The sequence below is a fragment of the Kitasatospora sp. NBC_01287 genome, from assembly GCF_026340565.1.
Lineage (GTDB): Bacteria > Actinomycetota > Actinomycetes > Streptomycetales > Streptomycetaceae > Kitasatospora.
Map to the genome: position 1 here is coordinate 991700 of NZ_JAPEPB010000001.1, position 21946 is coordinate 1013645.

The 21946-nt window shown below is 73.4% G+C and carries 19 protein-coding genes and 1 pseudogene; 10 read left to right on the forward strand and 10 right to left on the reverse strand.

What is annotated here, in order from left to right:
• Positions 1-57 precede the first annotated feature (57 nt).
• Complete coding sequence (locus OG455_RS03965; RefSeq protein ID WP_266290227.1) at positions 58-1251, reverse strand: glycine C-acetyltransferase; 1194 nt, start codon at positions 1249-1251, stop codon at positions 58-60.
• 128 nt (positions 1252-1379) lie between these two features.
• Complete coding sequence (gene tdh, locus OG455_RS03970; RefSeq protein ID WP_266290229.1) at positions 1380-2411, reverse strand: L-threonine 3-dehydrogenase; 1032 nt, start codon at positions 2409-2411, stop codon at positions 1380-1382.
• A gap of 270 nt (positions 2412-2681) precedes the next feature.
• Here tdh and OG455_RS03975 point away from each other — a divergent pair, with 270 nt between their 5' ends.
• Positions 2682-3344: a GNAT family N-acetyltransferase gene (locus OG455_RS03975; RefSeq protein ID WP_266290231.1), complete on the forward strand. Its 663-nt coding sequence runs from the start codon at positions 2682-2684 to the stop codon at positions 3342-3344.
• Here OG455_RS03975 and OG455_RS03980 read toward each other — a convergent pair whose 3' ends face one another.
• Positions 3345-4118 (reverse strand): enoyl-CoA hydratase/isomerase family protein, encoded by a 774-nt coding sequence (locus OG455_RS03980; RefSeq protein WP_266290234.1) that lies wholly within the window; start codon positions 4116-4118, stop codon positions 3345-3347.
• Between the two features lie 203 nt (positions 4119-4321).
• Here OG455_RS03980 and OG455_RS03985 point away from each other — a divergent pair, with 203 nt between their 5' ends.
• Positions 4322-5542: an MFS transporter gene (locus OG455_RS03985; protein ID WP_266290236.1), complete on the forward strand. Its 1221-nt coding sequence runs from the start codon at positions 4322-4324 to the stop codon at positions 5540-5542.
• 106 nt (positions 5543-5648) lie between these two features.
• On the opposite strand, the gene OG455_RS03990 is transcribed toward OG455_RS03985, so the two are convergent.
• The gene (locus OG455_RS03990) at positions 5649-6830 is read right to left on the reverse strand and encodes an 8-amino-7-oxononanoate synthase (RefSeq protein WP_266290238.1); all 1182 of its coding nucleotides are present in this window, start codon (positions 6828-6830) and stop codon (positions 5649-5651) included.
• 115 nt (positions 6831-6945) lie between these two features.
• Between OG455_RS03990 and OG455_RS03995 the strand changes: the two genes are divergently transcribed.
• On the forward strand, positions 6946-9441 hold the full coding sequence (locus OG455_RS03995) for a DUF3516 domain-containing protein (protein WP_323185634.1): 2496 nt from the start codon (positions 6946-6948) through the stop codon (positions 9439-9441).
• An 85-nt stretch (positions 9442-9526) separates the two neighbouring features.
• Here OG455_RS03995 and OG455_RS04000 read toward each other — a convergent pair whose 3' ends face one another.
• Complete coding sequence (locus tag OG455_RS04000) at positions 9527-10423, reverse strand: hypothetical protein (protein ID WP_266290243.1); 897 nt, start codon at positions 10421-10423, stop codon at positions 9527-9529.
• A gap of 283 nt (positions 10424-10706) precedes the next feature.
• Here OG455_RS04000 and bioB point away from each other — a divergent pair, with 283 nt between their 5' ends.
• Genes bioB through bioD form a run of 3 tightly spaced genes read left to right on the forward strand, consistent with a single transcriptional unit; the run spans position 10707 to position 14159 of the window.
• On the forward strand, positions 10707-12035 hold the full coding sequence (gene bioB / locus OG455_RS04005) for a biotin synthase BioB (protein WP_266290245.1): 1329 nt from the start codon (positions 10707-10709) through the stop codon (positions 12033-12035).
• Between the two features lie 41 nt (positions 12036-12076).
• Positions 12077-13384, forward strand: coding sequence for an adenosylmethionine--8-amino-7-oxononanoate transaminase (locus OG455_RS04010; RefSeq protein WP_266290247.1), 1308 nt, complete (start codon positions 12077-12079; stop codon positions 13382-13384).
• A 37-nt stretch (positions 13385-13421) separates the two neighbouring features.
• A complete protein-coding gene (gene bioD, locus OG455_RS04015) occupies positions 13422-14159 on the forward strand; it encodes a dethiobiotin synthase (RefSeq protein ID WP_266290249.1) in 738 nt (245 codons plus the stop codon).
• Positions 14160-14234: 75 nt separating this feature from the next.
• On the opposite strand, the gene OG455_RS04020 is transcribed toward bioD, so the two are convergent.
• Complete coding sequence (locus OG455_RS04020) at positions 14235-14660, reverse strand: GNAT family N-acetyltransferase (protein ID WP_266290251.1); 426 nt, start codon at positions 14658-14660, stop codon at positions 14235-14237.
• Between the two features lie 83 nt (positions 14661-14743).
• On the reverse strand, positions 14744-15439 hold the full coding sequence (locus tag OG455_RS04025) for a methyltransferase (protein WP_266290253.1): 696 nt from the start codon (positions 15437-15439) through the stop codon (positions 14744-14746).
• A 424-nt stretch (positions 15440-15863) separates the two neighbouring features.
• On the opposite strand from OG455_RS04025, the gene OG455_RS04030 reads away from it, so the two are divergent.
• Positions 15864-17021 (forward strand): ROK family protein, encoded by a 1158-nt coding sequence (locus OG455_RS04030; RefSeq protein ID WP_266290255.1) that lies wholly within the window; start codon positions 15864-15866, stop codon positions 17019-17021.
• Positions 17022-17134: 113 nt separating this feature from the next.
• Here OG455_RS04030 and OG455_RS04035 read toward each other — a convergent pair whose 3' ends face one another.
• Positions 17135-17914: a GntR family transcriptional regulator gene (locus OG455_RS04035; protein WP_266290257.1), complete on the reverse strand. Its 780-nt coding sequence runs from the start codon at positions 17912-17914 to the stop codon at positions 17135-17137.
• A 301-nt stretch (positions 17915-18215) separates the two neighbouring features.
• On the opposite strand from OG455_RS04035, the gene OG455_RS04040 reads away from it, so the two are divergent.
• Both OG455_RS04040 and OG455_RS04045 read left to right on the forward strand, forming a co-directional pair.
• On the forward strand, positions 18216-19031 hold the full coding sequence (locus OG455_RS04040) for an exodeoxyribonuclease III (protein ID WP_266290261.1): 816 nt from the start codon (positions 18216-18218) through the stop codon (positions 19029-19031).
• Between the two features lie 264 nt (positions 19032-19295).
• Positions 19296-19367 (forward strand): annotated as a pseudogene (locus OG455_RS04045) (DNA-binding response regulator); the annotation flags it as partial.
• A 156-nt stretch (positions 19368-19523) separates the two neighbouring features.
• Here OG455_RS04045 and OG455_RS04050 read toward each other — a convergent pair.
• On the reverse strand, positions 19524-20129 hold the full coding sequence (locus tag OG455_RS04050) for a glycosyl hydrolase family 28 protein (RefSeq protein ID WP_266290263.1): 606 nt from the start codon (positions 20127-20129) through the stop codon (positions 19524-19526).
• A 211-nt stretch (positions 20130-20340) separates the two neighbouring features.
• Between OG455_RS04050 and OG455_RS04055 the strand changes: the two genes are divergently transcribed.
• Positions 20341-20997, forward strand: a complete 657-nt coding sequence (locus OG455_RS04055; protein ID WP_266290265.1) for a hypothetical protein — start codon at positions 20341-20343, stop codon at positions 20995-20997.
• Here the strand turns inward: OG455_RS04055 and OG455_RS04060 are convergent.
• Positions 20906-21871 (reverse strand): IS5 family transposase, encoded by a 966-nt coding sequence (locus tag OG455_RS04060; RefSeq protein WP_266290267.1) that lies wholly within the window; start codon positions 21869-21871, stop codon positions 20906-20908. The genes OG455_RS04055 and OG455_RS04060 overlap by 92 nt on opposite strands.
• Positions 21872-21946 lie beyond the last annotated feature (75 nt).

Below are 21946 nucleotides of genomic sequence, written 5' to 3' on the forward strand. Positions count from 1 at the left end.
CGCCCACCCGCCGATCGGTCGTCGATCAGCCGCCGATCCCCGGCCGATCGGGCAGGCTCAGGCCTCCAGCGCGGCCCGGGCGTCGATGAAGGCCGCCACCACCCGCTCGACGTCCTCGGTGGAGTGCGCCGCCGAGAGCTGGACCCGGATCCGGGCCTGGCCGCTGGGGACCACCGGGTAGGAGAAGCCGATCACGTACACCCCGCGCTCCAGCAGCAGTTCGGCGAGCCGGCCGGCCTTGGCCGCGTCGCCGATCATCACGGGGGCGATCGGGTGGTCGCCGGGCAGGATCTCGAAGCCGGCCCCGGTCATCGCGGAGCGGAACAGCGCGGTGTTGGCGCGCAGCCTCTCGCGCAGCTCGTGCGAGGTCTCCAGCAGGTCGAGAACGGTGAGCGAGGCGGCCGCGATCACCGGCGCGAGCGAGTTGGAGAACAGGTACGGGCGCGAGCGCTGGCGCAGCAGGGCGACGATCTCGCGGCGGGCGGCGACGTAGCCGCCGGACGCGCCGCCGAGGGCCTTGCCCAGGGTGCCGGTGATGATGTCGACCCGGTCCATCACGCCGTGCAGCTCGGGGGTGCCGCGCCCGCCGGGGCCGACGAAACCCACCGCGTGCGAGTCGTCCACCATCACCATCGCGTCGTAGCGGTCGGCCAGGTCGCAGATCTCGCGCAGCGGGGCGACGTAGCCGTCCATCGAGAAGACGCCGTCGGTGACGATCAGCCGGCGCCGGGCGTCCTGGGTCTCCTTGAGCTGCTGCTCCAGCTCGGCCATGTCGCGGTTGGCGTAGCGCTTGCGGGTGGCCTTGCAGAGCCGGATGCCGTCGATGATGCTCGCGTGGTTGAGCGCGTCCGAGATCACCGCGTCGCGCTCGTCGAGCAGGGTCTCGAAGACACCGCCGTTGGCGTCGAAGCAGGAGGAGTAGAGGATCGTGTCCTCCTGGCCGAGGAACGCCGACAGCCGCGCCTCCAGCTCCTTGTGCACGTCCTGGGTGCCGCAGATGAACCGCACCGAGGCCATCCCGTAGCCCCAGCGGTCCAGCGCCTCCTTGGCGGCGGCGACCACGGCGGGGTGGTCGGCCAGGCCCAGGTAGTTGTTGGCGCAGAAGTTGAGCACCTCGCCCGCGCGGCCGCCGCCGCTCACCGTGACGGACGCGCTCTGCGGGCTGCCGATCACCCGCTCGGGCTTGAACAGCCCGGCCTCGGTGATCTCGGCGAGGGTCTCGTTGACGGACGCGCGGACGGAATCGAACATCGCAGCAGGCTCCTTGGAAGGGTGACGGCCCGCGGGCCCCGGGAGGTCGGCCCCGCGGGCCGCGAAGGTGGCGGATCCGCGGGCCGCGGGATGGGCGCCCACGGGCCGGGGTGTCGGCCGGGGGAAGGTCAGATCGTCGACCAGTCGAGAATGATCTTGCCGCAGCGACCGCTCGCCGCCTCGTCGAAGGCGGCCTCGAAGTCCTGGGCGGCGTACCGGCCGGTGATCACCGGGGTCAGGTCGAGGCCGCCCTCCAGCAGCACCGACATCGCGTACCAGGTCTCGAACATCTCGCGGCCGTAGATGCCCTTGATGGTGATCATGGAGGTGACCACCTTCGCCCAGTCGATCGAGAAGTCCTCGGCGGGCAGGCCGAGCATGGCGATCCTGCCGCCGTGCGTCATGTTGTCGATCATCGAGCGCAGCGCCTCGGGACGGCCGGACATCTCCAGGCCCACGTCGAAGCCCTCGCGCAGGCCGAGCTTCTGCTGGCCCTCCTCGATGGTGTGCTCCGAGACGTCCAGCGCCAGCGAGACGCCCACCTGGCGGGCCAGGTCCAGGCGGTAGGGGCTGACGTCGGTGATCATCACGTGCCGGGCGCCGGCGTGCTTGGCGACGGCCGCCGCCATGATGCCGATCGGGCCCGCGCCGGTGACCAGCACGTCCTCACCGACCAGCGGGAAGGAGAGCGCGGTGTGCACGGCGTTGCCGAACGGGTCGAAGATGGCGGCGACGTCCAGGTCGACCGGCACCCGGTGCACCCAGACGTTGGAGGCGGGCAGCGCGACGTACTCGGCGAACGCGCCGTCCCGGTTGACGCCCAGGCCGATGGTGTTGCGGCACAGGTGGCGCCGCCCGGCCAGGCAGTTGCGGCACTTGCCGCAGACCAGGTGGCCCTCGCCGCTGACCAGGTCGCCCACGCTGACGTCGGCGACCGCCGGGCCGAGGGCGACGACCTCGCCGACGAACTCGTGGCCGATGGTCATCGGGGTGCGGATGGTCTGCTGCGCCCAGCCGTCCCACTTGCGGATGTGCAGGTCGGTGCCGCAGATGCCGGTGCGCAGCACCTTGATCAGCACGTCGGTCGGGCCGATCTCGGGCTCCGGGACCTCGGTCAGCCAGAGTCCGGGCTCGGCCTGCTTCTTGACGAGTGCCTTCACGGCCTGGGCTCCTGACGCGCGGGTGGGGGTGACGGGCGAGGGGAACGAAGTGGAGCCCGGCAACGGCGCCATTCCGCACCGGGCACGGAGCAATCTGCCTGGTGGAAGGGGGGACGGTCCATCGAGGAATTCTTAACGGGGGCGACAGCTGGGCTTCACGATCGTGCCCGAGCTGCGGCGGGGCGGCCCGGCACCATGCCGGTCCTCACCCGTTCGAGGGAGTACGAATCGCTGATCGCCATGGCCTGGTGCGGCACTAGGCTCCCCGGCATGACGACCCTTCAGCAGAACACCCTGGGCGACTTCCTGGACGACGCGGCCCGGGGAGTGTTCCCGCCCCCGGACGGCGGGGTGACGGTGGTGGCGCAGCCGGGCGGGCGCACGGCCGGGGTGCTCGCGTTCAGCGCGCACGCGGTGGTCTTCACCGACGAGGACCCGGCCTGGGTGCGGGCCGAGCTGGCCCGGATCACCAGCGATCCCCTGGCCGCCCCGCTCGGCCCCGCCTTCCTGACCGCCTTCGCCGCCCGCACCGGGCGGGTGATCGGCAACGTCGACCTGCTGACCGTGGCCGGCCGGCTGACCGGCGAACCGCCGCTGCCGCTGGTCGAGATCGAGGACCGCGAACACCCGCGGGTGGTGCGGGCCCTGGCCTTCCGCGACGGAGTGCGGGTCTGGACGGTGCCGGGCGGGGTGCTGGTGCTGGGGCGCGGGGTGGCCGGGCGCTGGGAGGCGGCCGTCGAGGTGGACCCCGGCGCGCAGGGCCGCGGGCTGGGGCGGGCACTGGGGATCAGCGCCCGCCACCTGCTCCCCGAGGGCGACGTGGTCTGGGCCCAGCAGGCGCCGGGCAACGCGACCAGCGTGCGGGCCTTCCAGGCGGCGGGCTACCGTCCGGTCGGCGCGGAGGTGCTGCTCAGCCTGGGACAGCGGCGCTGATCAGTTGAACTTGGCCTTGCCCGGGCCCTCCTCGACGAAGCTGCGCATGCCGATCTCGCGGTCCTCGGTGGCGAAGAGGCCGGCGAAGAGCGAGCGCTCCAGGGCCAGGCCGCTGTCGATGTCGCCCTCCAGCCCGCGGTCCACCGCCTCCTTGGCCGCGCGCAGCGCCCAGGCCGGGCCGGCCGCGAGCTTGCCGGCCCAGGCCAGGGCCGCCTGGTAGACCTCCTCGGCCGGCACCACCTGGTCGGCCAGGCCGATCCGCAGCGCCTCCTCGGCGCGCACCTGGCGGCCGGTGAAGATCAGCTCCTTGGCCTTGGCCGGGCCCACCAGCCGGGCCAGCCGCTGGGTGCCGCCGGCGCCGGGGATCAGGCCGAGCAGGATCTCCGGCTGCCCGAGCTTGGCGTTCTCGGCCACGATCCGGATGTCGGCGCAGAGCGCCAGCTCACAGCCGCCGCCGAGCGCGTAGCCGGTCACGGCGGCCACCACCGGCTTGGGGATCCGCGCGACCGCGGTGAACGCCTCCTGCAGCGCGCCGCCGCGGGCCACCATGTCGGTGTAGGTCATGCGCTGCATCTCCTTGATGTCGGCGCCGGCCGCGAAGACCTTCTCGCCACCCCAGATCACCACCGCGCGCACGTCGGCGCGGTCGGTGGCCTCCTGGGCGACCTCGCGCAGCTGGTCCTGCATGGCGATGTCCAGCGCGTTCATCGGCGGGCGGGCCAGCCGGATGGTGCCGACGGCGTCCGCGACGTCCAGGGTGACGAACCGGGTCATGGGAGGTCCTCCAGGTCTGAGGGTGTTAACTCCAGAAGTGGTTAACGACCGTAAACCCTGACAGTAGCGGGCCCTGGGCTGCTAGCGTGAGGGACGTGTTCCTCCTCCTCATGGCATAGACCTCGCCCACGCCCGCACCGGTGAAGCTCCCCCGGTGCGGTGCCTCGGCGTCCCTGTCCCACGGCACTTCCTGAGGAACCCCCATGTCTTCGTCCTCCTACCGGGCGCTGCTGCGCGTGCCCGGTGTCACCCCCGTCTTCGCCGTCGCCCTGGTCGGGCGGCTCTCCTACGGCACCGTCTCGCTCGCCCTGGTGCTGACGGTGCAGCACCGCACCGGCTCCTACTCGGCCGTGGGCGCGGCGCTCGCCCTCTTCGGGCTGACCTGCGCCGCGCTGGCCCCGGTGCGGGCCGGGCTGATCGACCGTCACAGCGCCCGGCGGGTGCTGCCGGTGCTCGGCCTGCTCTACGGTGCCACCCTGCTCGCGCTCGCGGTGGTCCGCGACCGGCCCGCGCTGCTCGCACTGGCGGCCGTGGCAGGTGTCTTCGCTCCCCCGCTCGGGCCGGTGCTGCGCGCCCGGTGGAGCGAACTGCTCGGCGTCCACGGCATGCTGGAGCGCGCCTTCAGCCTGGACGCGGTGACCGAGGAACTGCTGTACGTCGGTGGGCCGCTGCTGGTCGGGCTGCTCGGCGGCCCCACCGGACTGCTGCTCAGCGCGGCGCTGGTGGTGACCGGGGCGCTGGGCCTGGCCGCGCTCATCCCGGCCCCCGCCCCCGCCACCTCCTCGGAGGGCGCCCGGCGGGCGCCCGGGCTCGGGCTGGTCCCCGGGATCGGGCGGCCGGTCGCCGTCGCGGCGGCGCTGGGTGCCGCGCTGGGCGGGCTCAGCCTGCTTCTGGTGGTCGCGGCCGGTGCCCGCGGCCAGTCCGGCGCGCTCGCCTGGCTGGAGGCCGCGCTGGCCGCGGGCAGCGCGGTCGGCGGCCTGGCGCACGGCGCCGTCCACTGGCGCCGCCCGGTGGCGGCCCGGCTGACGCTGACGGCGGCCGGCCTCGCCGGGTTGCTCGCGGTCGCGGGCTGCGCGCTCTGGGCGGGCGGGCTCGTCGCCCTGGCCGTCGGGATCGCCTTGACCGGCCTGTTCGTCAGCCCGACCCTGGCCACCGCCTACGTGCTGGCCGACCAGCGGACGGCGCCGGAGCACCGCACCAAGGCGGGCAGTTGGGTGAACACCGCGTTCAACGCCGGCTCCGCCCTCGGCCTGGCCGCCACCGGCCCGCTGGCCGGACACCTGCCGGCCACCGCCTGCTTCGGCCTCGTGGCCGCGCCGCTGCTCCTGGTCGCGCTGACACCCCGCACGCGGGGCCGGGCGCGGGGCGCCGCGCCGCGCCCGGAGCCGGTGGGCACCCCGGAGCCGGCGCGGGTCGGAGCCTGATCGCCGGCCGGGGCCGGGCCGGCCGGGGCTGGGCCGGCCGGGGCGAGGCAGGCCGATCAGCGCCGGGCGTCGCGGCCAGGGCCGGCGCCGGTCACGGCGGGACCGGTCAGTGCGCGGCGGCCGTCGCGGCCAGGGTCCGCACCGCCAGATCGATCTGATCGGAGGTCAGATCGGCCCGCGCCGTCAGTCGCAGGCGCGAGTAGCCGTCCGGGACTGAGGGCGGGCGGAAGCAGCCCACCGCGAGGCCCGCGGTGCGGCAGTCGGCGGCCCAGGCCAGGGCCTGCTCGGGGCCCGGGGCGCGGACCGAGACGACGGCCGCGTCCGGGACGCTGGCGAGCAGGCCGGCGGCGGTGAGGCGGGCGGACAGGGTGCGGGCGACCTCGCGGGCGCGAGCCGCGCGCTCGGGCTCGGCCCGCAGCAGGCGCAGCGCGCCGAGCGCCGCGCCCGCGGCGGCCGGGGCGAGCCCGGTGTCGAAGATGAAGGTGCGGGCGGTCTCGACCAGGTGCCTGATCACCCGCTGGGGCCCGAGCACCACGCCGCCCTGCGAGCCGAGCGACTTGGAGAGCGTCGCGGTGGCCACCAGGTCCGGCTCCCCCGCGAGCCCGGCGGCGGTCAGCGCGCCGCGCCCGCCCGCGCCGAGCACGCCGAGCCCGTGCGCGTCGTCCACCAGCAGCGCCGCGCCGTGCGCGCGGGCGGCGGCGGCCAGCGCGGGCAGCGGGGCGGCGTTGCCGTCCACCGAGAAGACGGTGTCGCTGACCACCAGCGCGCGCGGCTGCGCGCGGCCTTCGAGCACGGCGGCCACGGCGGCCGGGTCGGCGTGCGGAGCGCGGTGGACGGCCGCCCGGGAGAGGCGGCAGCCGTCGATCAGCGAGGCGTGGTTGTAGGCGTCGGAGACGATCAGCGTGTCGGGGTCGGTGAGGGCGGTGAGCGCGGCCAGGTTGGCGGCGTAGCCGGAGGAGAAGACCAGCGCGGCCTCAACGCCGTAGAAGTCGGCCAGTTCGACTTCCAGCTCGGTGTGCAGCTCGGTGGTGCCGGTGACCAGCCGCGACCCGGTGGACCCGCCGCCCCAGCGCAGCGCGGCCTCGGCGGCGGCCCGGGTGACCTCGGGGTGGTGGGTCAGGCCGAGGTAGTCGTTGCTCGCCAGGTCGAGCACCGGGTCCTCGGCGGGGCGGCTGCGCAGCGTGCGGGTGAGCCCGGCCCGGGCGCGCAGCTCGGCGGCCTCGTCGAGCCAGTCGAAGACGGCGGCGGGCGCGGCCGGGCGGGCGGACGCGACGGGTTGCAGGATCATGACCGGCAGCCTGGCACGGCCCGCTCGAAGCGGGCAATGTGCCCCTGCGCACAGCCGGTCTTTGCCCAGGCCCAGGGGCAGCAGGCAAGATAGGCCGGTGACCCTCCTTGACCTGATGCCCAAGCCCGCTGACGCCGACGCGCTCTACACCACCTTCGCCGCGTGGGCCGAGGAGCGGGGCATCACGCTCTACCCCGCCCAGGAGGACGCGCTGATCGAGCTGTTCACCGGCGCCAACGTGATCCTGGCGACCCCCACGGGGTCGGGCAAGTCCCTGGTGGCGGCGGGCGCGCACTTCGCGGCGCTGGCGGAGGGCAAGCGGACCTTCTACACCGCCCCGATCAAGGCGCTGGTCTCGGAGAAGTTCTTCGACCTCTGCAAGATCTTCGGCACCGAGCAGGTCGGCATGATGACCGGCGACGCGAGCGTGAACCCGACCGCGCCGATCATCTGCTGCACCGCCGAGGTGCTCGCGAACATCGCGCTGCGCGACGGTGAGCGGGCCGACATCGGCCAGGTGGTGATGGACGAGTTCCACTTCTACGCCGAGCCCGACCGCGGCTGGGCGTGGCAGATCCCGATCCTGGAGCTGCCGCAGGCGCAGTTCCTGCTGATGTCGGCCACCCTGGGCGATGTGCGCCGCTTCGAGGAGGACCTGACCCGGCGCAACGGCAAGCCGACCACCGTGGTCCGCTCGGCCACCCGCCCGGTGCCGCTCTTCTACGAGTACAAGCGCACCACCCTGCACGACACCCTGGAGGAGCTGCTGACGACCGGTCAGGCCCCGGTCTACGTCGTGCACTTCACCCAGAAGGAGGCGGTGGAGCGGGCCCAGTCGCTGATGAGCATCAACATGTGCTCGAAGGCGGAGAAGGACGCCATCGCCGCGCTGATCGGCAACTTCCGCTTCACCACCAAGTTCGGCCGCAACCTCTCCCGCTTCGTGCGGCACGGCATCGGCGTGCATCACGCCGGCATGCTGCCCAAGTACCGCCGCCTGGTCGAGCGCCTGGCCCAGGCCGGTCTGCTGAAGGTGATCTGCGGCACCGACACGCTGGGCGTCGGCGTCAACGTGCCGATCCGCACCGTGCTGTTCACCGCGCTCTCCAAGTACGACGGGGTCAAGGTCCGGGTGCTACGGGCCCGCGAGTTCCACCAGATCGCCGGGCGGGCCGGACGGGCCGGCTTCGACACCGTCGGCCAGGTGATCGCCCAGGCGCCCGAGCACGTGGTGGAGAACGACAAGGCGGTCGCCAAGGCCGGCGACGACCCGAAGAAGAAGCGCAAGGTGGTGCGCAAGAAGGCGCCGGAAGGTTTCGTCGGCTGGAGCGAGGAGACCTTCGAGCGGCTGATCGGGGCCGAGCCCGAGCCGCTGGTCTCCCGGTTCCGGGTCAGCCACGCGATGCTGCTCGCGGTGATCGGCCGTCCCGGCAACGCCTTCGAGGCGATGCGCAAGCTGCTCACCGACAACCACGAGGACCGCGGCGCCCAGCGCCGGCACATCCGCTCGACGATCGCCATCTACCGCTCGCTGCTGGCCGGCGGCGTGGTGGAGCGGCTGGCGGAGCCGGACGCCGAGGGCCGGATCGTGCGCCTGACCGTGGACCTGCAGGAGAACTTCGCGCTCAACCAGCCGCTCTCCACCTTCGCGCTGGCCGCCTTCGAGCTGCTCGACCCGCAGTCGCCGAGCTACGCGCTGGACGTGGTCTCGGTGGTCGAGGCGACCCTCGACGACCCGCGCCAGATCCTGGCCGCACAGCAGAACAAGGCGCGCGGCGAGGCGATCGGCGAGATGAAGCGCGACGGGATCGAGTACGAGGAGCGGATGGAGCGGCTCCAGGAGGTCACCTGGCCCAAGCCGCTGGAGGAGCTGCTCGACCACGCCTACGAGGTCTACCGCCGCGCGCACCCGTGGATCGGCGACTACGCGCTGGCACCCAAGTCGGTGGTCCGCGACCTGTTCGAGCGTGCGATGACCTTCGTGGACTACGTCGGCCACTACGACCTGGCGCGCACCGAGGGCATCGTGCTGCGCTACCTGGCCGGCGCCTACAAGGCGCTGGAGCAGACCGTCCCCGAGGACAGCAAGACCGAGGCGCTCAAGGACGTGATCGCCTGGCTGGGCGAGCTGGTCCGCCAGGTCGACTCCAGCCTGCTCGACGAGTGGGAGCAGCTCGCCAACCCGAGCGAGGACGCCGAGGAGCAGCGCGAGCTGGAGAGCAAGCCGCTGCCGGTGACGGCCAACGAGCGGGCCTTCCGGGTCCTGGTGCGCAACGAGATGTTCCGCCGGGTCGAGCTCTCCGCACTCGAACACTACGGCGCGCTGGGCGAGTTGGACGGCGAGTACGGCTGGGACGCCGAGCGCTGGGCGCAGGCGATGGACGCCTACTACGAGGAGCACGACGACCTGGGCACCGGCCCGGACGCGCGCGGCCCCAAGATGCTGCTGATCGAGGAGGACGAGGTCGACGGGATCTGGCGGGTGCGGCAGATCTTCGACGACCCGGCCGGCGACCACGATTGGGGCATCAGCGCGGAGGTCGACCTGCACGGCTCGGACGCCGAGGGGCGCGCGGTGCTGCGGGTCACCGGCGTGAACCGGCTGGGCTGACGGGCCACCGGCTGACGGGCCGTCAGTTCCGGTGCGGGGGGCGATGATCTCGCCCCCCACGGGACCTCCCCGCGCCTGTCTCGTCTCAGGACCAGGCGAAGGCGATCCCGACCGTGTAGGAGGCGGCCCGGGTGGCCGCGTCCAGATCCTGCTGGTCCTGCGGGGTGAGTGGAGCGTGCCCGTCGATGAAGCGGGAGCTGGTCACCGTGACGTAGTGCTGGACCGCCTCGACCCGCGGCACCTGGTCGGTCTTCGCGCCGGCCGCGGCACCTGACCCGGCGCCGGCACCCGGGCTGCCGCCGGGCGCGGCGGGCAGGGCGGGCGCGCCGGGCACGGCGGGCGACGGCGCGGGCCCGGCGGATGGAGCCGCGGAAGGGCCGGCGGAGGCGGCGGCATCGGCATCGGCATCGGCATCGGCGAAGCTGCCGTCCGGCTGCACGAACCTGACCAGGCCGACCTGGCCCCGCATCAGTCCGGCCACCGTGGCGCTCGTCCCGTCGGTACTGAACCGCAGCACCGACACGCTGGTCTCCACCCGGCCGTCCTGGCGGCTGAAGTCGACCGCCAGATAGCCCTGGCAGGCCACCGGGTGCAGCAGGCTCTGCCCGGCGTCCCCCAGTGTCTCGGCGCAGTCGTTGCCCTGCCGGGCGCCGGTGAGCCTGCCCTTGTAGCCGCCCAGGTCGATCAGCCGGGTCGGCGGGAAGAGCCGCTTCACGTCGAAGGTGTTGGGGTTCGCCGAGGAACTGGGCGCCGGGCTGCCGACCACGGACGGGTACTCGGTGTCCTTGCTCGACGGGCCGAGGCCGGGCAGCCAGTCACCGGGGTGCGGACGGGAGACCACCCAGCCGCCGGCCCCGAGCACCACCACCGCCACGGAACCGATCAGCACCCGCCGGGCACCGCCCCGCGAAACCGTGTCGGCGCGTCCTGGGGTCTTCTCGGCGCCGGCGGGTATCGAGTGGGGGTCCCCCTGGGTGGTCATGTCCCCGATCCTATGCGGCGACCCGATGCCGCAGGTCGGCGGGGAGCGGCGGACGGTCTGTCAGAGGGCGGCCGGGGCGGGCCGGATGCCACCCGGACGGTCGTCGGCGAACGACCCGGGCCGGGGCGGGCCGGAGGCGCCGCGCCCCGGCGCTCGGCCGCCGAGGCGATCGCGCGCGAACGGTCCCTCTGACCTGCACTGTGACAACTCGCACACCCGCGCGGAGATCTTCTGGTCGATTCGGTATGGCGCCGCTCAAGGTCGTCCGGGCAGGATCGGATCCATGGATCTGCTCGACACCCTCACCGCCAAAGGCCTGAACCGCGAGCTCCCCACCCGGGAGGAGGCCCTGGCCGTCCTGGCCACCACCGACGACGAACTGCTGGACGTGGTCGCGGCCGCCGGGCGGGTGCGCCGGCAGTGGTTCGGCCGCCGGGTCAAGCTCAACTACCTGGTCAACCTGAAGAGCGGCCTCTGCCCCGAGGACTGCTCGTACTGCTCCCAGCGGCTGGGGTCCGACACGGGCATCCTGAAGTACACCTGGCTCAAGCCCGACCAGGCCGCCGAGGCCGCCACCGCCGGGGTCCAGGGCGGTGCCAAGCGGGTCTGCCTGGTGGCCAGCGGACGCGGCCCGACGGACCGCGACATCGACCGGGTCACCAACACCATCGCGGCGATCAAGGAGCAGGAGCCGGCCGTCGAGATCTGCGCCTGCCTGGGCCTGCTCTCCGACAACCAGGCCGAGCGGCTGCGCGCGGCGGGCGTCGACGCCTACAACCACAACCTGAACACCTCCGAGAACACCTACGGCGGCATCACCACCACCCACACCTACGCGGACCGCGTCGACACCGTGCAGAAGGCGCACGGCGCGGGCCTGTCGGCCTGCTCCGGGCTGATCGCGGGCATGGGCGAGAGCCCCGAGGACCTGGTGGACGTGGTCTTCGCGCTGCGCGAGCTGGGCTCGGACTCGGTGCCGGTCAACTTCCTGATCCCGTTCGAGGGCACCCCGCTGGCCAAGGAGTGGCACCTCACCCCGCAGCACTGCCTGCGCATCCTGGCGATGGTGCGGTTCGTGAACCCGGACGTCGAGGTGCGGATCGCCGGCGGGCGCGAGGTGCACCTGCGCAGCCTGCAGCCGCTGGGCCTGCACATCGCCAATTCGATCTTCCTCGGCGACTACCTGACGAGCGAGGGCCAGGCCGGTCAGACCGACCTCGACATGATCAAGGACGCGGGCTTCGAGGTCGAGGGCCAGGGCGAGCGGACCCTCCCCCGCCACCGGGCGGACGCGGCCGCTGCCGCTGCCTCGGCCGGCGCCACGGTCGGCGGCTGCGGCAGCGGTGGCGGTGGCGGCGTGAGCGCCTGCGGCGGGCACGGCGCGGCGGCGGAGTCGGCGCAGGCGGCGGACGGTGCGGGTGCCGGCTGCGGCGGGCACCAGGGCGGCGGCTGCGGGCCGTGCGGCGGGCACCAGGCGCCGGCTCCGGCGGCCGAGACCGAGACCGGGACCGAGACCGGGACCGGGACCGGGACCGACGGGAACGGCCTGCGTGCCGACCTGGTGCGGGTGCGCCTGCGCGGTGCCGGCACCGAGCTCGCCCCGAACGCCTGAGGCTCCTCGTGCATCCTGTGACCGATCGTGTGACCGATCCTGTGACCGATCCCCTGACCACTCCTCAGACCCTGCTCGCCCTCGACCAGGCGCACGTCTGGCACCCGTACGGGCCGATGCCCGGCACCCGGGCGCCCTACCTGGTCGAGTCGGCCGCCGGGGTGCGGCTGCGGCTGGCCGAGCCGGCCGGCGGGCACCGCGAGCTGGTCGACGGCATGTCCTCCTGGTGGGCGGCCGTGCACGGCTACAACCACCCGGTGCTCAACGAGGCGATCCGCGAGCAACTGGGGCGGATGAGCCACGTGATGTTCGGCGGGCTCACCCATGAGCCCGCCGTCCGGCTGGCCGCCACCCTGGTGGAGATCACCCCCGAGCCGCTGCAGCACGTCTTCCTCTCCGACTCCGGGTCGGTCGCGGTCGAGGTCGCGATGAAGATGTGCCTGCAGTACTGGCGCTCGGTCGGGCGCCCCGGCAAGCAGCGGCTGCTCACCTGGCGCGGCGGCTACCACGGCGACACCTTCCACCCGATGTCGGTCTGCGACCCCGAGGGCGGGATGCACCAGCTCTGGGGCGGGGTGCTGCCGCGCCAGCTGTTCGCCGCCGAGCCGCCCGCCGGTTTCGACGCGGAGCCGGACCCGGCCTACGCGGCCTCGCTGGCCGAGCTCATCGAGCGGCACGCCGGCGAACTGGCCGCCGTGATCGTCGAGCCGGTGGTGCAGGGCGCCGGCGGCATGCGCTTCCACTCCCCCGGCTACCTGCGGCTGCTGCGCGAACTCTGCGACCGGCACGAGGTCCTGCTGGTCTTCGACGAGATCGCCACCGGCTTCGGCCGCAGCGGCGCGCTCTTCGCCGCCGACCACGCGGGTGTCTCACCCGATGTGATGTGCCTGGGCAAGGCGCTCACCGGCGGCTACCTGAGCATGGCCGCCACCCTGTGCACCGCCGAGGTGGCCGACGGGATCAGCCGCGGCGAGGTGCCGGTGCTGGCGCACGGGCCGACCTTCATGGGCAACCCGCTGGCCTCGGCCGTCGCCAACGCCTCGATCGGGCTGCTGCTCGGCCAGGACTGGCAGAGCGAGGTCAAGCGGATCGAGACCGGCCTGCGCGAGGGCCTGGCGGAGGCCGCCGACCTGCCGGGTGTCGCGGACGTCCGGGTGCTCGGCGCCATCGGCGTGGTCCAACTCGACCACCCGGTGGACATGGTGGCGGCCACCGAGGCCGCCGCCCGCGAGGGCGTCTGGCTGCGGCCCTTCCGGGACCTGATCTACACCATGCCGCCGTACGTCACGGGCGAGGAGGACCTGGCCCGGATCAGTGCCGCGGTGCGCGCGGCGGCACTGGCAGGCTGAGACACAGGCTGCGAACCACGATGACTGGAGTTCTCGCATGAGTCGGGTGCTGTTCGTGACCGGCACCAACACCGAGGTCGGCAAGACCGCCGTGACGGCGGCCGTGGCGGCGCTGGCGGTGCGCGCCGGGCTGCGCACGGCGGTGCTGAAACCGGGCCAGACCGGGGTGGCCCCGGGCGAACCCGGGGACGCCGAGGAGGTCGTGCGGCTACTCGGTCCCGCCGGGGCCCGGCTGACCACCCGCGAACTGGTCCGCTACCCCGAGCCGCTCTCGCCCGAGCGGGCCGGGCTGCGCTCCGGGCTACCGTTTCTGACGGTCCCTCAGTTCGTCGGCGCGGTCGAAGAACTGACGGACAGTCATGACCTGGTGCTGGTCGAGGGCGCGGGCGGCCTGCTGGTCCGCTACGACGCCGACGGGCTAACCCTGGCGGACCTGGCCCAGTCGGTGGCCGGGGCCGAACTGCTCCTGGTGGCCCACCCCGGGCTCGGCACGCTCAGCATCACGGCGCTCTCCGCCGAGGCGCTGCGGGCCCGCAAGCTGGCCTGCGCCGGTGTGGTGATCGGCAGTTGGCCCAGCGAGCCGGACCTCGCCACCCGCTGCAACCTGGCCGACCTGCCGGTGGCCGCGCGGGCCCCGCTGCTGGGCGCGCTGCCCCTCGGCGCACCGGGCGCCGCGGACTTCGCCGCGCTGGCCGCGACCTCGCTGGCGCCGGAACTCGGCGGGCGGTGGGACGCGGCGGCGTTCACCGAGGCGCACGCGGTGCCGTTCGCCTGACGCGTGCCCGGCCGGGGCGAGGAGCCGACGCGGGCTCCCGCCGGCTGCGACCGAGCTGACGGCCCCGATCGCGGCCTACTCCACCAGCGGCTTCACCCAGCGGCGCCAGCGGTCCTCGCGGTGGTAGCCGGCGGCGTCCCAGGTGCGCTTGCCCGCTTCGTTGCGCTCCAGCACCATCGCGTCGGCGCGGCGGCCGCCGAGCGCGGCGAAGCGTTCCTCCGCGGCCGCCAGCAGCGCGGCGCCGATGCCCTGGCGGCGGTGGTCCGGGTCGACCGCGAGGCGGTAGAGCGAGGCGCGCCAGCCGTCCCAGCCCGCGATCACGGTGCCGACGGGCGCGCCGTCGCGCTCGGCGACCAGCAGGGCCTCGGGGTCACGCGCCAGCAGCCGGGCGACCCCGGCCGGATCGTCGGTGATGCTGGTCCCCTCGGCGGCGCGGGCCCAGAAGGCCAGCAGGTCGGGGATCTCGTCGGTGGTGGCGAAACGGATGATCAGATCGTTCATCCCCCGGTCCTACCACCCGGTGCCGTCGCGCCCGCAGGGATTCCAGCTGCCGGACAGGGGATCCCGGCTGCCGAACAAGGGCTTCAGCTGCCGGACAACCGCCAGACCGTGGTGTGCTTCACCGCTCGGTCCTCCAGGTCCGCCAGCACCGGCACCTCGTACTCGGCGAGCGCCGTGAACCGCTCGCGCGGCAGGTAGGCCCGTCCCGGATCGCCCACCAGCACCAGCGCGCCGCGCGCGTGCGCCCGCTCCAGGAACGGCAGGAAGCGGGCGGCCATCGCGCGCTCGTAGAAGACGTCACCGGCCAGCACCACCTCGGCCGGCCCGCCGTCGCCGTCCAGCAGGTCCGCGAACTCGGCCGCGATCCGCACCCCGTTGGCCGCCGCGTTGAGCCCGATCGCCGCCACCGCGTAGGAGTCGATCTCCGCCGCCCGCACGCTGCCGGCCCCGCTCAGCGCCGCCGCCACCCCCACCAAGCCCGAGCCGGCCGCGAGGTCGAGCACGGCCCGCCCGGCCACCAGTTCGGGGTGGTCCAGCACGTAGCGGGCGACGCCGAGCCCACCGGCCCAGGCGAACGCCCAGAACGGCGGCGGCAGTCCGATCTCACCGCGCGCCGACTCGGTGCGCTCCCACAGCTCGATCGCCTCATCCGCCAGGTGCAGGCTGATCTCCGGCACGAACGGGACCGGTGACAGCCGGGTCTGTGCGCGGACGAACGCCGGCAGCGCGGCGGCGTCCTCCTGCTGCCGGTCGACCTGGGAACCACTGGGACCGGGCAAGGCGCTCTCCTCTGTTCACCGTGCTGCCCCGACCCTAGTGCACCCGCCGACCCCGCCGACCCCGCCGGCTTCCCGCAGCGCCCTGCCGGAGCCCGCCGGAGCAAGCCGGAGCAAGCCGAAGCCCGCCGAAGCCCGCCGGAGCTCGCTGACGCCTCGTCAACCGGTCGCGTCCCGCACCGGCCGCCCGGGGCGGCCGGTAGGTCAACTTTCGATACCGAACCGGTCATGAGCTGCGCATTTACTCGCGGCCCCGATGCCTCACGGGTACGATCCGGCTGACGCCCTCCGGCCTGCGGCTCACCCCCGCGGCGCCGGTGCGGCGCCGGTGTCGCGCCGGACGGCCCGTGCGGCGGAGCACCGGGGGGCTGGCGCGCACGTGTCATCGCGCGCCAACGCAGTCGCGCGAACGCGGAAAGGCAGCGTCTTGGCGGATCGGCTCACCGGAGGGGACTCCTCCCTGCTGCGTCGGATCAACGCCGCGGTCACCCTGCGCTCCCTGCGCGACGGCCAGGCCGTGACGCTGACCCAACTGGTCGGCGAGACCGGGCTGTCCCGGCCCACCGTCGAGGGCGTGATCGAGGGCCTGATCGAGTCCGGCCTGGTCGCCGAGGTGGACGCGACCCAGGAGAGCGGCCGCCAGCGCGGCCGCCCCGCCCGCTGGTACCGGTTCAGGGCCGAGGCCGGGCACACCCTGGGCATCGAGATCGGGGTGCACGCGGTGCGCGTCGTGCTCGCCGACCTGACCGGCCGCCAGTTGGAGAGCTACGCCCGCCCTGTCGACGAGGCGCTCGACGCCGAGGAGCGCCTGGGTGCGGTGCGTGCCACCGTCGCCGAGGTGCTGCGCAAGGCCGGGATCTCCCGGGACAACCTCTGGGCGGTGGGCGTCGGCAGCCCCGGCATCGTGGACCGCGACGGCTCGGTGCGGCTGGGCACCGCGATGCCCGGCTGGACCGGCCTCGACCTCGGCGCCCGGCTGCGCCGCTCGTTCCGCTGCCCGGTACTGATCGAGAACGACGCCAACCTGGCCGCCATCGCGGAGCACTGGCAGGGCGCGGCGGTCGGCATGGGCGACGTGGTCTTCGTGCTGGCAGGCCTGAGCCCCGGCGCCGGCTCGCTGATCAACGGCCGGCTGCACCGCGGCTTCGGCGGCGCGGCCGGCGAGATCGGCGCCCTGCACCTGCTGGGCCAGGAGGCCACTCCCGAGCGCCTGCTCTCCACCACCGGCAAGCCGCTCGACCCGCTGGACGAGGCCGCCGTCGCCCGCGTCCTCACGCTGGCCCGCGAGGGCGACCAGGTGGCCAGGGTCGCGATGGACCGCTTCCTTACCCGCCTGGTGCACGACGTGGCCGCGCTGGTGCTGGCGATCGATCCGCAACTGGTGGTGGTCGGCGGCTGGGCGGCGGGCCTGGACGACGTGCTGGAGCCGCTGCGCGAGCAGTTGGCGCTCTACTGCCTGCGCGCGCCCGAGGTGGCGCTCTCCACGCTGGGCGAGGACGTGGTGGCGCTGGGCGCGCTGCGGGTGGCGCTGGACCAGGTCGAGGAGCAGCTGTTCGCGGTGGACCAGCCGGTGGCGCGGGGGTAGGCGCCGAGCCACGCGCCACGCGATGAGGCCCTGAACCCGCCGGTGCGGGTCAGGGCCTCATCGCGTGGTTCGGGGTGGTTCGCGTGGTTCGGGGTGGCTCGGGGTGCTCCCGCTCAGGAGGCGGTGCGGATCGCGCTCACCGGGGTGACCTCGACCAGGCCGGTCTCCCCGAAGGTCAGCCGGCAGGTGTCGGCACGGTAGGTGGAGACGGCCAGGGCCGCAAGCCGGCCGGCCGAGGCGTACTGGGTGGTGACCACCAGCACCGGGGTACCCGGCGGACGCTGCAGCAGACCGGCCTCCTCGGCCTCGGCGACGCCGAGCTCGACCGCCCGCGACTCGCCGTCCACGGTCAGCCGCTCCAGACGGCGCAGCACCACGCGGGCCTGCTCCTCGCCCTCGGCCGCCGCACCCGAAAGCCGGATCTCGGGCACCTGCTCCAGCGCCTCCTCGGCCACGCGCAGCAGCTCGGTGGCCACGATCTGCCCCTGCTCGACCCGCAACCGGCGCACCGTGTGCACCAGCGCGCCGACCTCGACGCCGAGCGCCTTGGCCAGCCGCTCGGGGGCGGCCACGCTCACGCAGTCGACCGGCTGCCAGGCCTGCTCGCGGCTGCTGCCAGGCCAGCCCTCCTCGCGCCGGCTGACCGGGACACCGACCCGCGGCGCGGCGACCAGGGTGCCGATGCCGCGCCGGCGGACCAGGCGGCCCTCCAGCTCCAGCTGGTCGAGCGCCTGGCGCAGCGTGGCCCGGGCCACGCCGAAGCGGGCGGAGAGCTCGCGCTCGTTGGGGATCACCTGGCCGGTGGAGAACTCCGAGTCGATGGCGCGCAGCAGCACCGTGCGCAGGTGCCAGTACTTCGGCTCCGGTACCGCCGTGAGCTGAGCTGTCCCCACCGTGTCCTCCACCCTGTCCGACCGTCGACCGCTGTGGACGGGACCGCCGGCATCCTGAAGGTCCGGGGGGTGTCCGGTCGTCCCTGCCGCGCTCCGCGGTCGCGTTCCGCCAGGTGGGGACTCGGACTTTATCCGTCCTTCTTTATTAAAGGTCTTTGCAGTAAGTGACCCTAGGTGGTCCGCCGGGAGATGGTCAAGACCAATGGCACGCCTTGGCCGCGCTGCGACATGTCTTTCATGTCCCATTCACGATCCGCCCGCCATGGACGATCGCGGACGGCGGGCCGGGTAGGCTTCCCACGTGATCGTCGTAACCACTGCCAACGTCAACGGGATTCGCGCCGCCGCCAAGAAGGGCTTCATCGAGTGGCTCGCGGCCACCGGGGCGGACGTCGTCTGCCTCCAGGAGGTCCGCGCCGAGAGCGGCCAACTCCCGCCGGAGCTGCGTGAGTTGGATGGCTGGCACGCCTTCTGGGCGCCGGCCGCGGCCAAGGGCAGGGCCGGCGTCGCCGTGCTGTCGCGCACCGAGCCGACGCGCACCCGGATCGGGTTCGGCTCGACCGAATTCGACAATTCGGGCAGGTACCTCGAAATCGACCTCCCCGGCCTGACCGTCGCCAGCCTCTACCTCCCCTCCGGCGAGGTCGGCACCGAGCGCCAGGACGAGAAGGAACGCTTCATGGCCGAGTTCCTCACCCACCTCACCGACCTGCGCACCCGCGCCGCCGCCGACGGCCGCGAGGTCGTGGTCTGCGGCGACTGGAACATCGCCCACCAGGAGGCCGACCTCAAGAACTGGAAGGCCAACCAGAAGTCCGCCGGCTTCCTCCCCGAGGAGCGCGCCTGGCTGACCCGCGTCCTGGACGAAGCAGGCTACGTCGACGTGGTCCGCCGGCTGCACCCCGAGCAGACCGGCCCCTACACCTGGTGGTCCTACCGCGGCCGCGCCTTCGACAACGACTCCGGCTGGCGGATCGACGCACACTTTACAAGCCCTGGCCTAGCTGAACGAGCGCTCTGGACGAAGACCGAGAAGGCCGCCACCCACGCCGAGCGCTGGTCCGACCACGCTCCCGTGACCGTCGCGTACGAGTACCCAGCTCACGACCTCGGATGAAATCGGGTTCGGGGCGTGCCTGCCTGGCGGTTCGGCTGGTCGGTGATCAGCAGGCGGTGGGTCGGGCGAGTACCAGTTCTGTGCTCGGCTTGTGCCGGGTGGCCCGTCGGGCGGCGCGGTCGCAGACGAGGCCGGCGACGGCCAGGTGTCGGGGTAGGTCTCGCGTCAGCCGATGAAGCGCTGACGATGCGTCAGCCCACTTGGCCGCCCCGCGCCTTCAGCACGGACCCGCTCGATGTCGGCCTGCGCCTGGCGATGACTACAATGGACATCCGCATGCCCGGCACCGACGGCCTGACCGCCACCGCCGCCATCTGCGCCGACCCCGACCTCTCCGGACGTCGCCACCGAAGGCCTCCCGGCCACCTGCGTCGCAGTGAAGCCCCTCGAATCCGCAGCGAATTCGGCGACCGGCAGCACCCGCGGCAGACGGCATGGCCGGGGGCCGGGCCGAGGAGATCCGGCCCGGCCCCCGGCCGTCGTCCGCGCGGGTCAGAGCGCCGGGAACACGGGGAACACGCAGGAGGGTGCGGTGCCCTCACGAGCGCCCTGGGTCACGGTGACCCCGGCACCGCTGGGGGCCAGGTCGCTGCCTGCGGAAGTGATCTTCGCGTGGGCGGCGGTCGAAGTGGCGACGTCGAGGTTGACGTTCTCCAGGGCCACCTCGAGCGGGTGGGCGTCGTCCAGGCCGACCAGGGTGGACTTGGCGCCGCTCGGCGAGTGGAGTGCGGTGACACCGTCGACGACGATGCCGGTGAACCAGGGGGTGTTGGAGCCGCTGCCACCGGAGTAGTGGGTGTCGAACACCAGCGGTGCCCGGACGGCGTCCAGGCAGGTGTTCAGGTAGCCGATGTCACTGACCTTGTTGTTGTTGGTGGGTGAACTCTTGATCCGGATGCCGGCGCTGGAGCCGCTGGTGTTGCCGAGGGCATCGGTGCCGGTGAGGGTGTTGTCGCGGAAGAGCACGTTGGTCACGCCGCTGCTGGTCTCGCTGCCGATGGAGATGCCGTGGGTGCCGTAGAAGTGATTGCCGCTGACGGTGATGTTACTGCTGGCTCTGTTGCCGCCCTTGATGGCGATGCCGTCGTCGCCGTCCATGATGCTCGCCACCTCGTCAGTCGGCGAGCATGGCGGCGAAGAAGTCGAGCGAGCGGTCGACCTCCTTGAGAGACGGGCCGCGGTTGAGAGCGTTGTGGTGAACCGCTCTGTAGCTCGATGAGCTGCGGTTTCCTCAGCACGGTGGTGTGTGGATGGCTTCTTCAGGGCAGCCAGCTGACGGTTGGTTGGGTCGGTGGTGGAGGTGTCGTTCGTGCCGTCGGTGATTGCGTTGCTGGAGCGTCGTGAGGCGCGGGCCCGGGAAGAGTTGGATGCCTGGCAGGAGCTGCTGCGCGAGGCCCAGGAGCAGGTGGCTGTCCATCAGGAGCGGTTGGAGTGTGCGCGGATCGGCCGGGAGGAGGTGCTGCGTGCGCTGGCGGAGGAGGCCGAGGCCGTGATGGTGCAGCCGCTGACTGCGGTGACGCCCACCGCTCGCGCGCTGGCGCCGGTGACGGCACCGCAAGTGCCGCCGCAGCCGCCGCACGAGGCGGGGGACGGCGTGCCGGAGCCGGCAGTGCCCGCGGTGCCTTCGGTCCTGCGGACGGGTTACGATCCGCGGCCGCCTGCGTGGCAGCCGGGCCTGGGCGTGGAGGTGCTGGCCGGGGCCTATCGGCAGGTCTTCGATGTGGTCGCGGGTGCGGGTGCCCCGGTGGCGGTCAAGGCGTTGACTGTCGCGCTGGGGCGGGACGCAGAGCGGCTGAAGGAGATCGAGAAGGTCCGTCACCGGGCCTATGCGCTGCAGGCCAGGGGCTGGCTGGGGCGGGTGCCGGGCGGGTTGTTCATCCCCGCGCCGGGCCCGGCGCGGGGAGCCGGTGCGGGCGGAACTCGGGCCAGTGCAGGCGCTGGCGGGCCATCCGCCGGCCGAGGGTGATCGAGGCGGCCCACCACACCATCTGCACGTGGTGGTCGTCGCGGCGCTCGTGGTCGCGGTTCAGGCGCCGCGAGCGCGAGAGCCAGCCGAGCGTGCGCTCCACCACCCACCTGCGCGCCAGTACCCTGAACCCCTTGGTTCCGTCGGTGCGCTTGACCACCTCCACTCTCACCCCGTGCGCGGCGAAGGCGTCGGCCAGTTCCTGGCCCTGGTAGGCGGAGTCCGTCCACACGAGTTCGAGCAGCCGTCCGGGCTCGGCCATGAATGCCTCGAGCAACTCCGGGGCGGCCTTGGAGTCGTGCACGTTGGCCGCGGTGACGGTGACCTCCAGCAGCAGTCCGCCGGTGTCGGTCAGGACGTGGCGCTTGCGCCCGTCGCGCAGCTTGCCGCCGTCGAAGCCGCGTGAGGTGGCCGGACAGGTCTCCGAGCCGTCCACGGACTGAGAGTCGATGATGCCCGCGCTCGGCTCCGTCGCCTTGCCCTGCTTCTTGCGCTCGGTGCGGCGCAAGCGCTGGTAGAGCTCGCGGATGTAGCCGTGGCGGCGCCAGCGGCGGAAGAAGTCGTACACCGCCCGCCAGAAGGGGTAGTCCGCAGGTAGATTGCGCCACTTGACGCCATTGTCGACCAGATAGCGCACCGCGTCGATCACCCCCCGGTGGCAGTGCGCCTCAGGGCGTCCGCCCTTCCCCTCCAGCCAGGCGGGCATCGGCATCGCGCCGCGGATCACCGCCCATTCGGCGTCCGTCATGTCGCTGTCGTAGCGCGGCGCGCGGTGCCCCTCCCCGATCGCCCCGTACAGGTGCACGTAGCAGTCACACCCCGGAGTGAGCGCAGTGGACTCGCCGGCACCGGGAGTGCTGAACTGGTTGGGCAACGGGCCTCCTCGGGCGAAAGCGGTCTCGACAACCAGCTCTCTACCAAGGGGCCCGTTGCTTCACGCCCAAGCGGT

Bases quoted from the DNA above. Each gene is read 5' to 3' on its own strand.
- bioD (WP_266290249.1), top strand. From the start codon at position 13,422: ATGAGTCGGGTGCTGTTCGTGACCGGCACCAACACCGAGGTCGGCAAG.
- OG455_RS03990 (WP_266290238.1), bottom strand. From the start codon at position 6,830: ATGATCCTGCAACCCGTCGCGTCCGCCCGCCCGGCCGCGCCCGCCGCC.
- OG455_RS03985 (WP_266290236.1), top strand. From the start codon at position 4,322: ATGTCTTCGTCCTCCTACCGGGCGCTGCTGCGCGTGCCCGGTGTCACC.
- OG455_RS03975 (WP_266290231.1), top strand. From the start codon at position 2,682: ATGACGACCCTTCAGCAGAACACCCTGGGCGACTTCCTGGACGACGCG.
- OG455_RS03995 (WP_323185634.1), top strand. From the start codon at position 6,946: ATGCCCAAGCCCGCTGACGCCGACGCGCTCTACACCACCTTCGCCGCG.
- OG455_RS03980 (WP_266290234.1), bottom strand. From the start codon at position 4,118: ATGACCCGGTTCGTCACCCTGGACGTCGCGGACGCCGTCGGCACCATC.
- OG455_RS04020 (WP_266290251.1), bottom strand. From the start codon at position 14,660: ATGAACGATCTGATCATCCGTTTCGCCACCACCGACGAGATCCCCGAC.
- OG455_RS04050 (WP_266290263.1), bottom strand. From the start codon at position 20,129: ATGGACGGCGACGACGGCATCGCCATCAAGGGCGGCAACAGAGCCAGC.
- bioB (WP_266290245.1), top strand. From the start codon at position 10,707: ATGGATCTGCTCGACACCCTCACCGCCAAAGGCCTGAACCGCGAGCTC.
- OG455_RS04000 (WP_266290243.1), bottom strand. From the start codon at position 10,423: ATGACCACCCAGGGGGACCCCCACTCGATACCCGCCGGCGCCGAGAAG.
- OG455_RS03965 (WP_266290227.1), bottom strand. From the start codon at position 1,251: ATGTTCGATTCCGTCCGCGCGTCCGTCAACGAGACCCTCGCCGAGATC.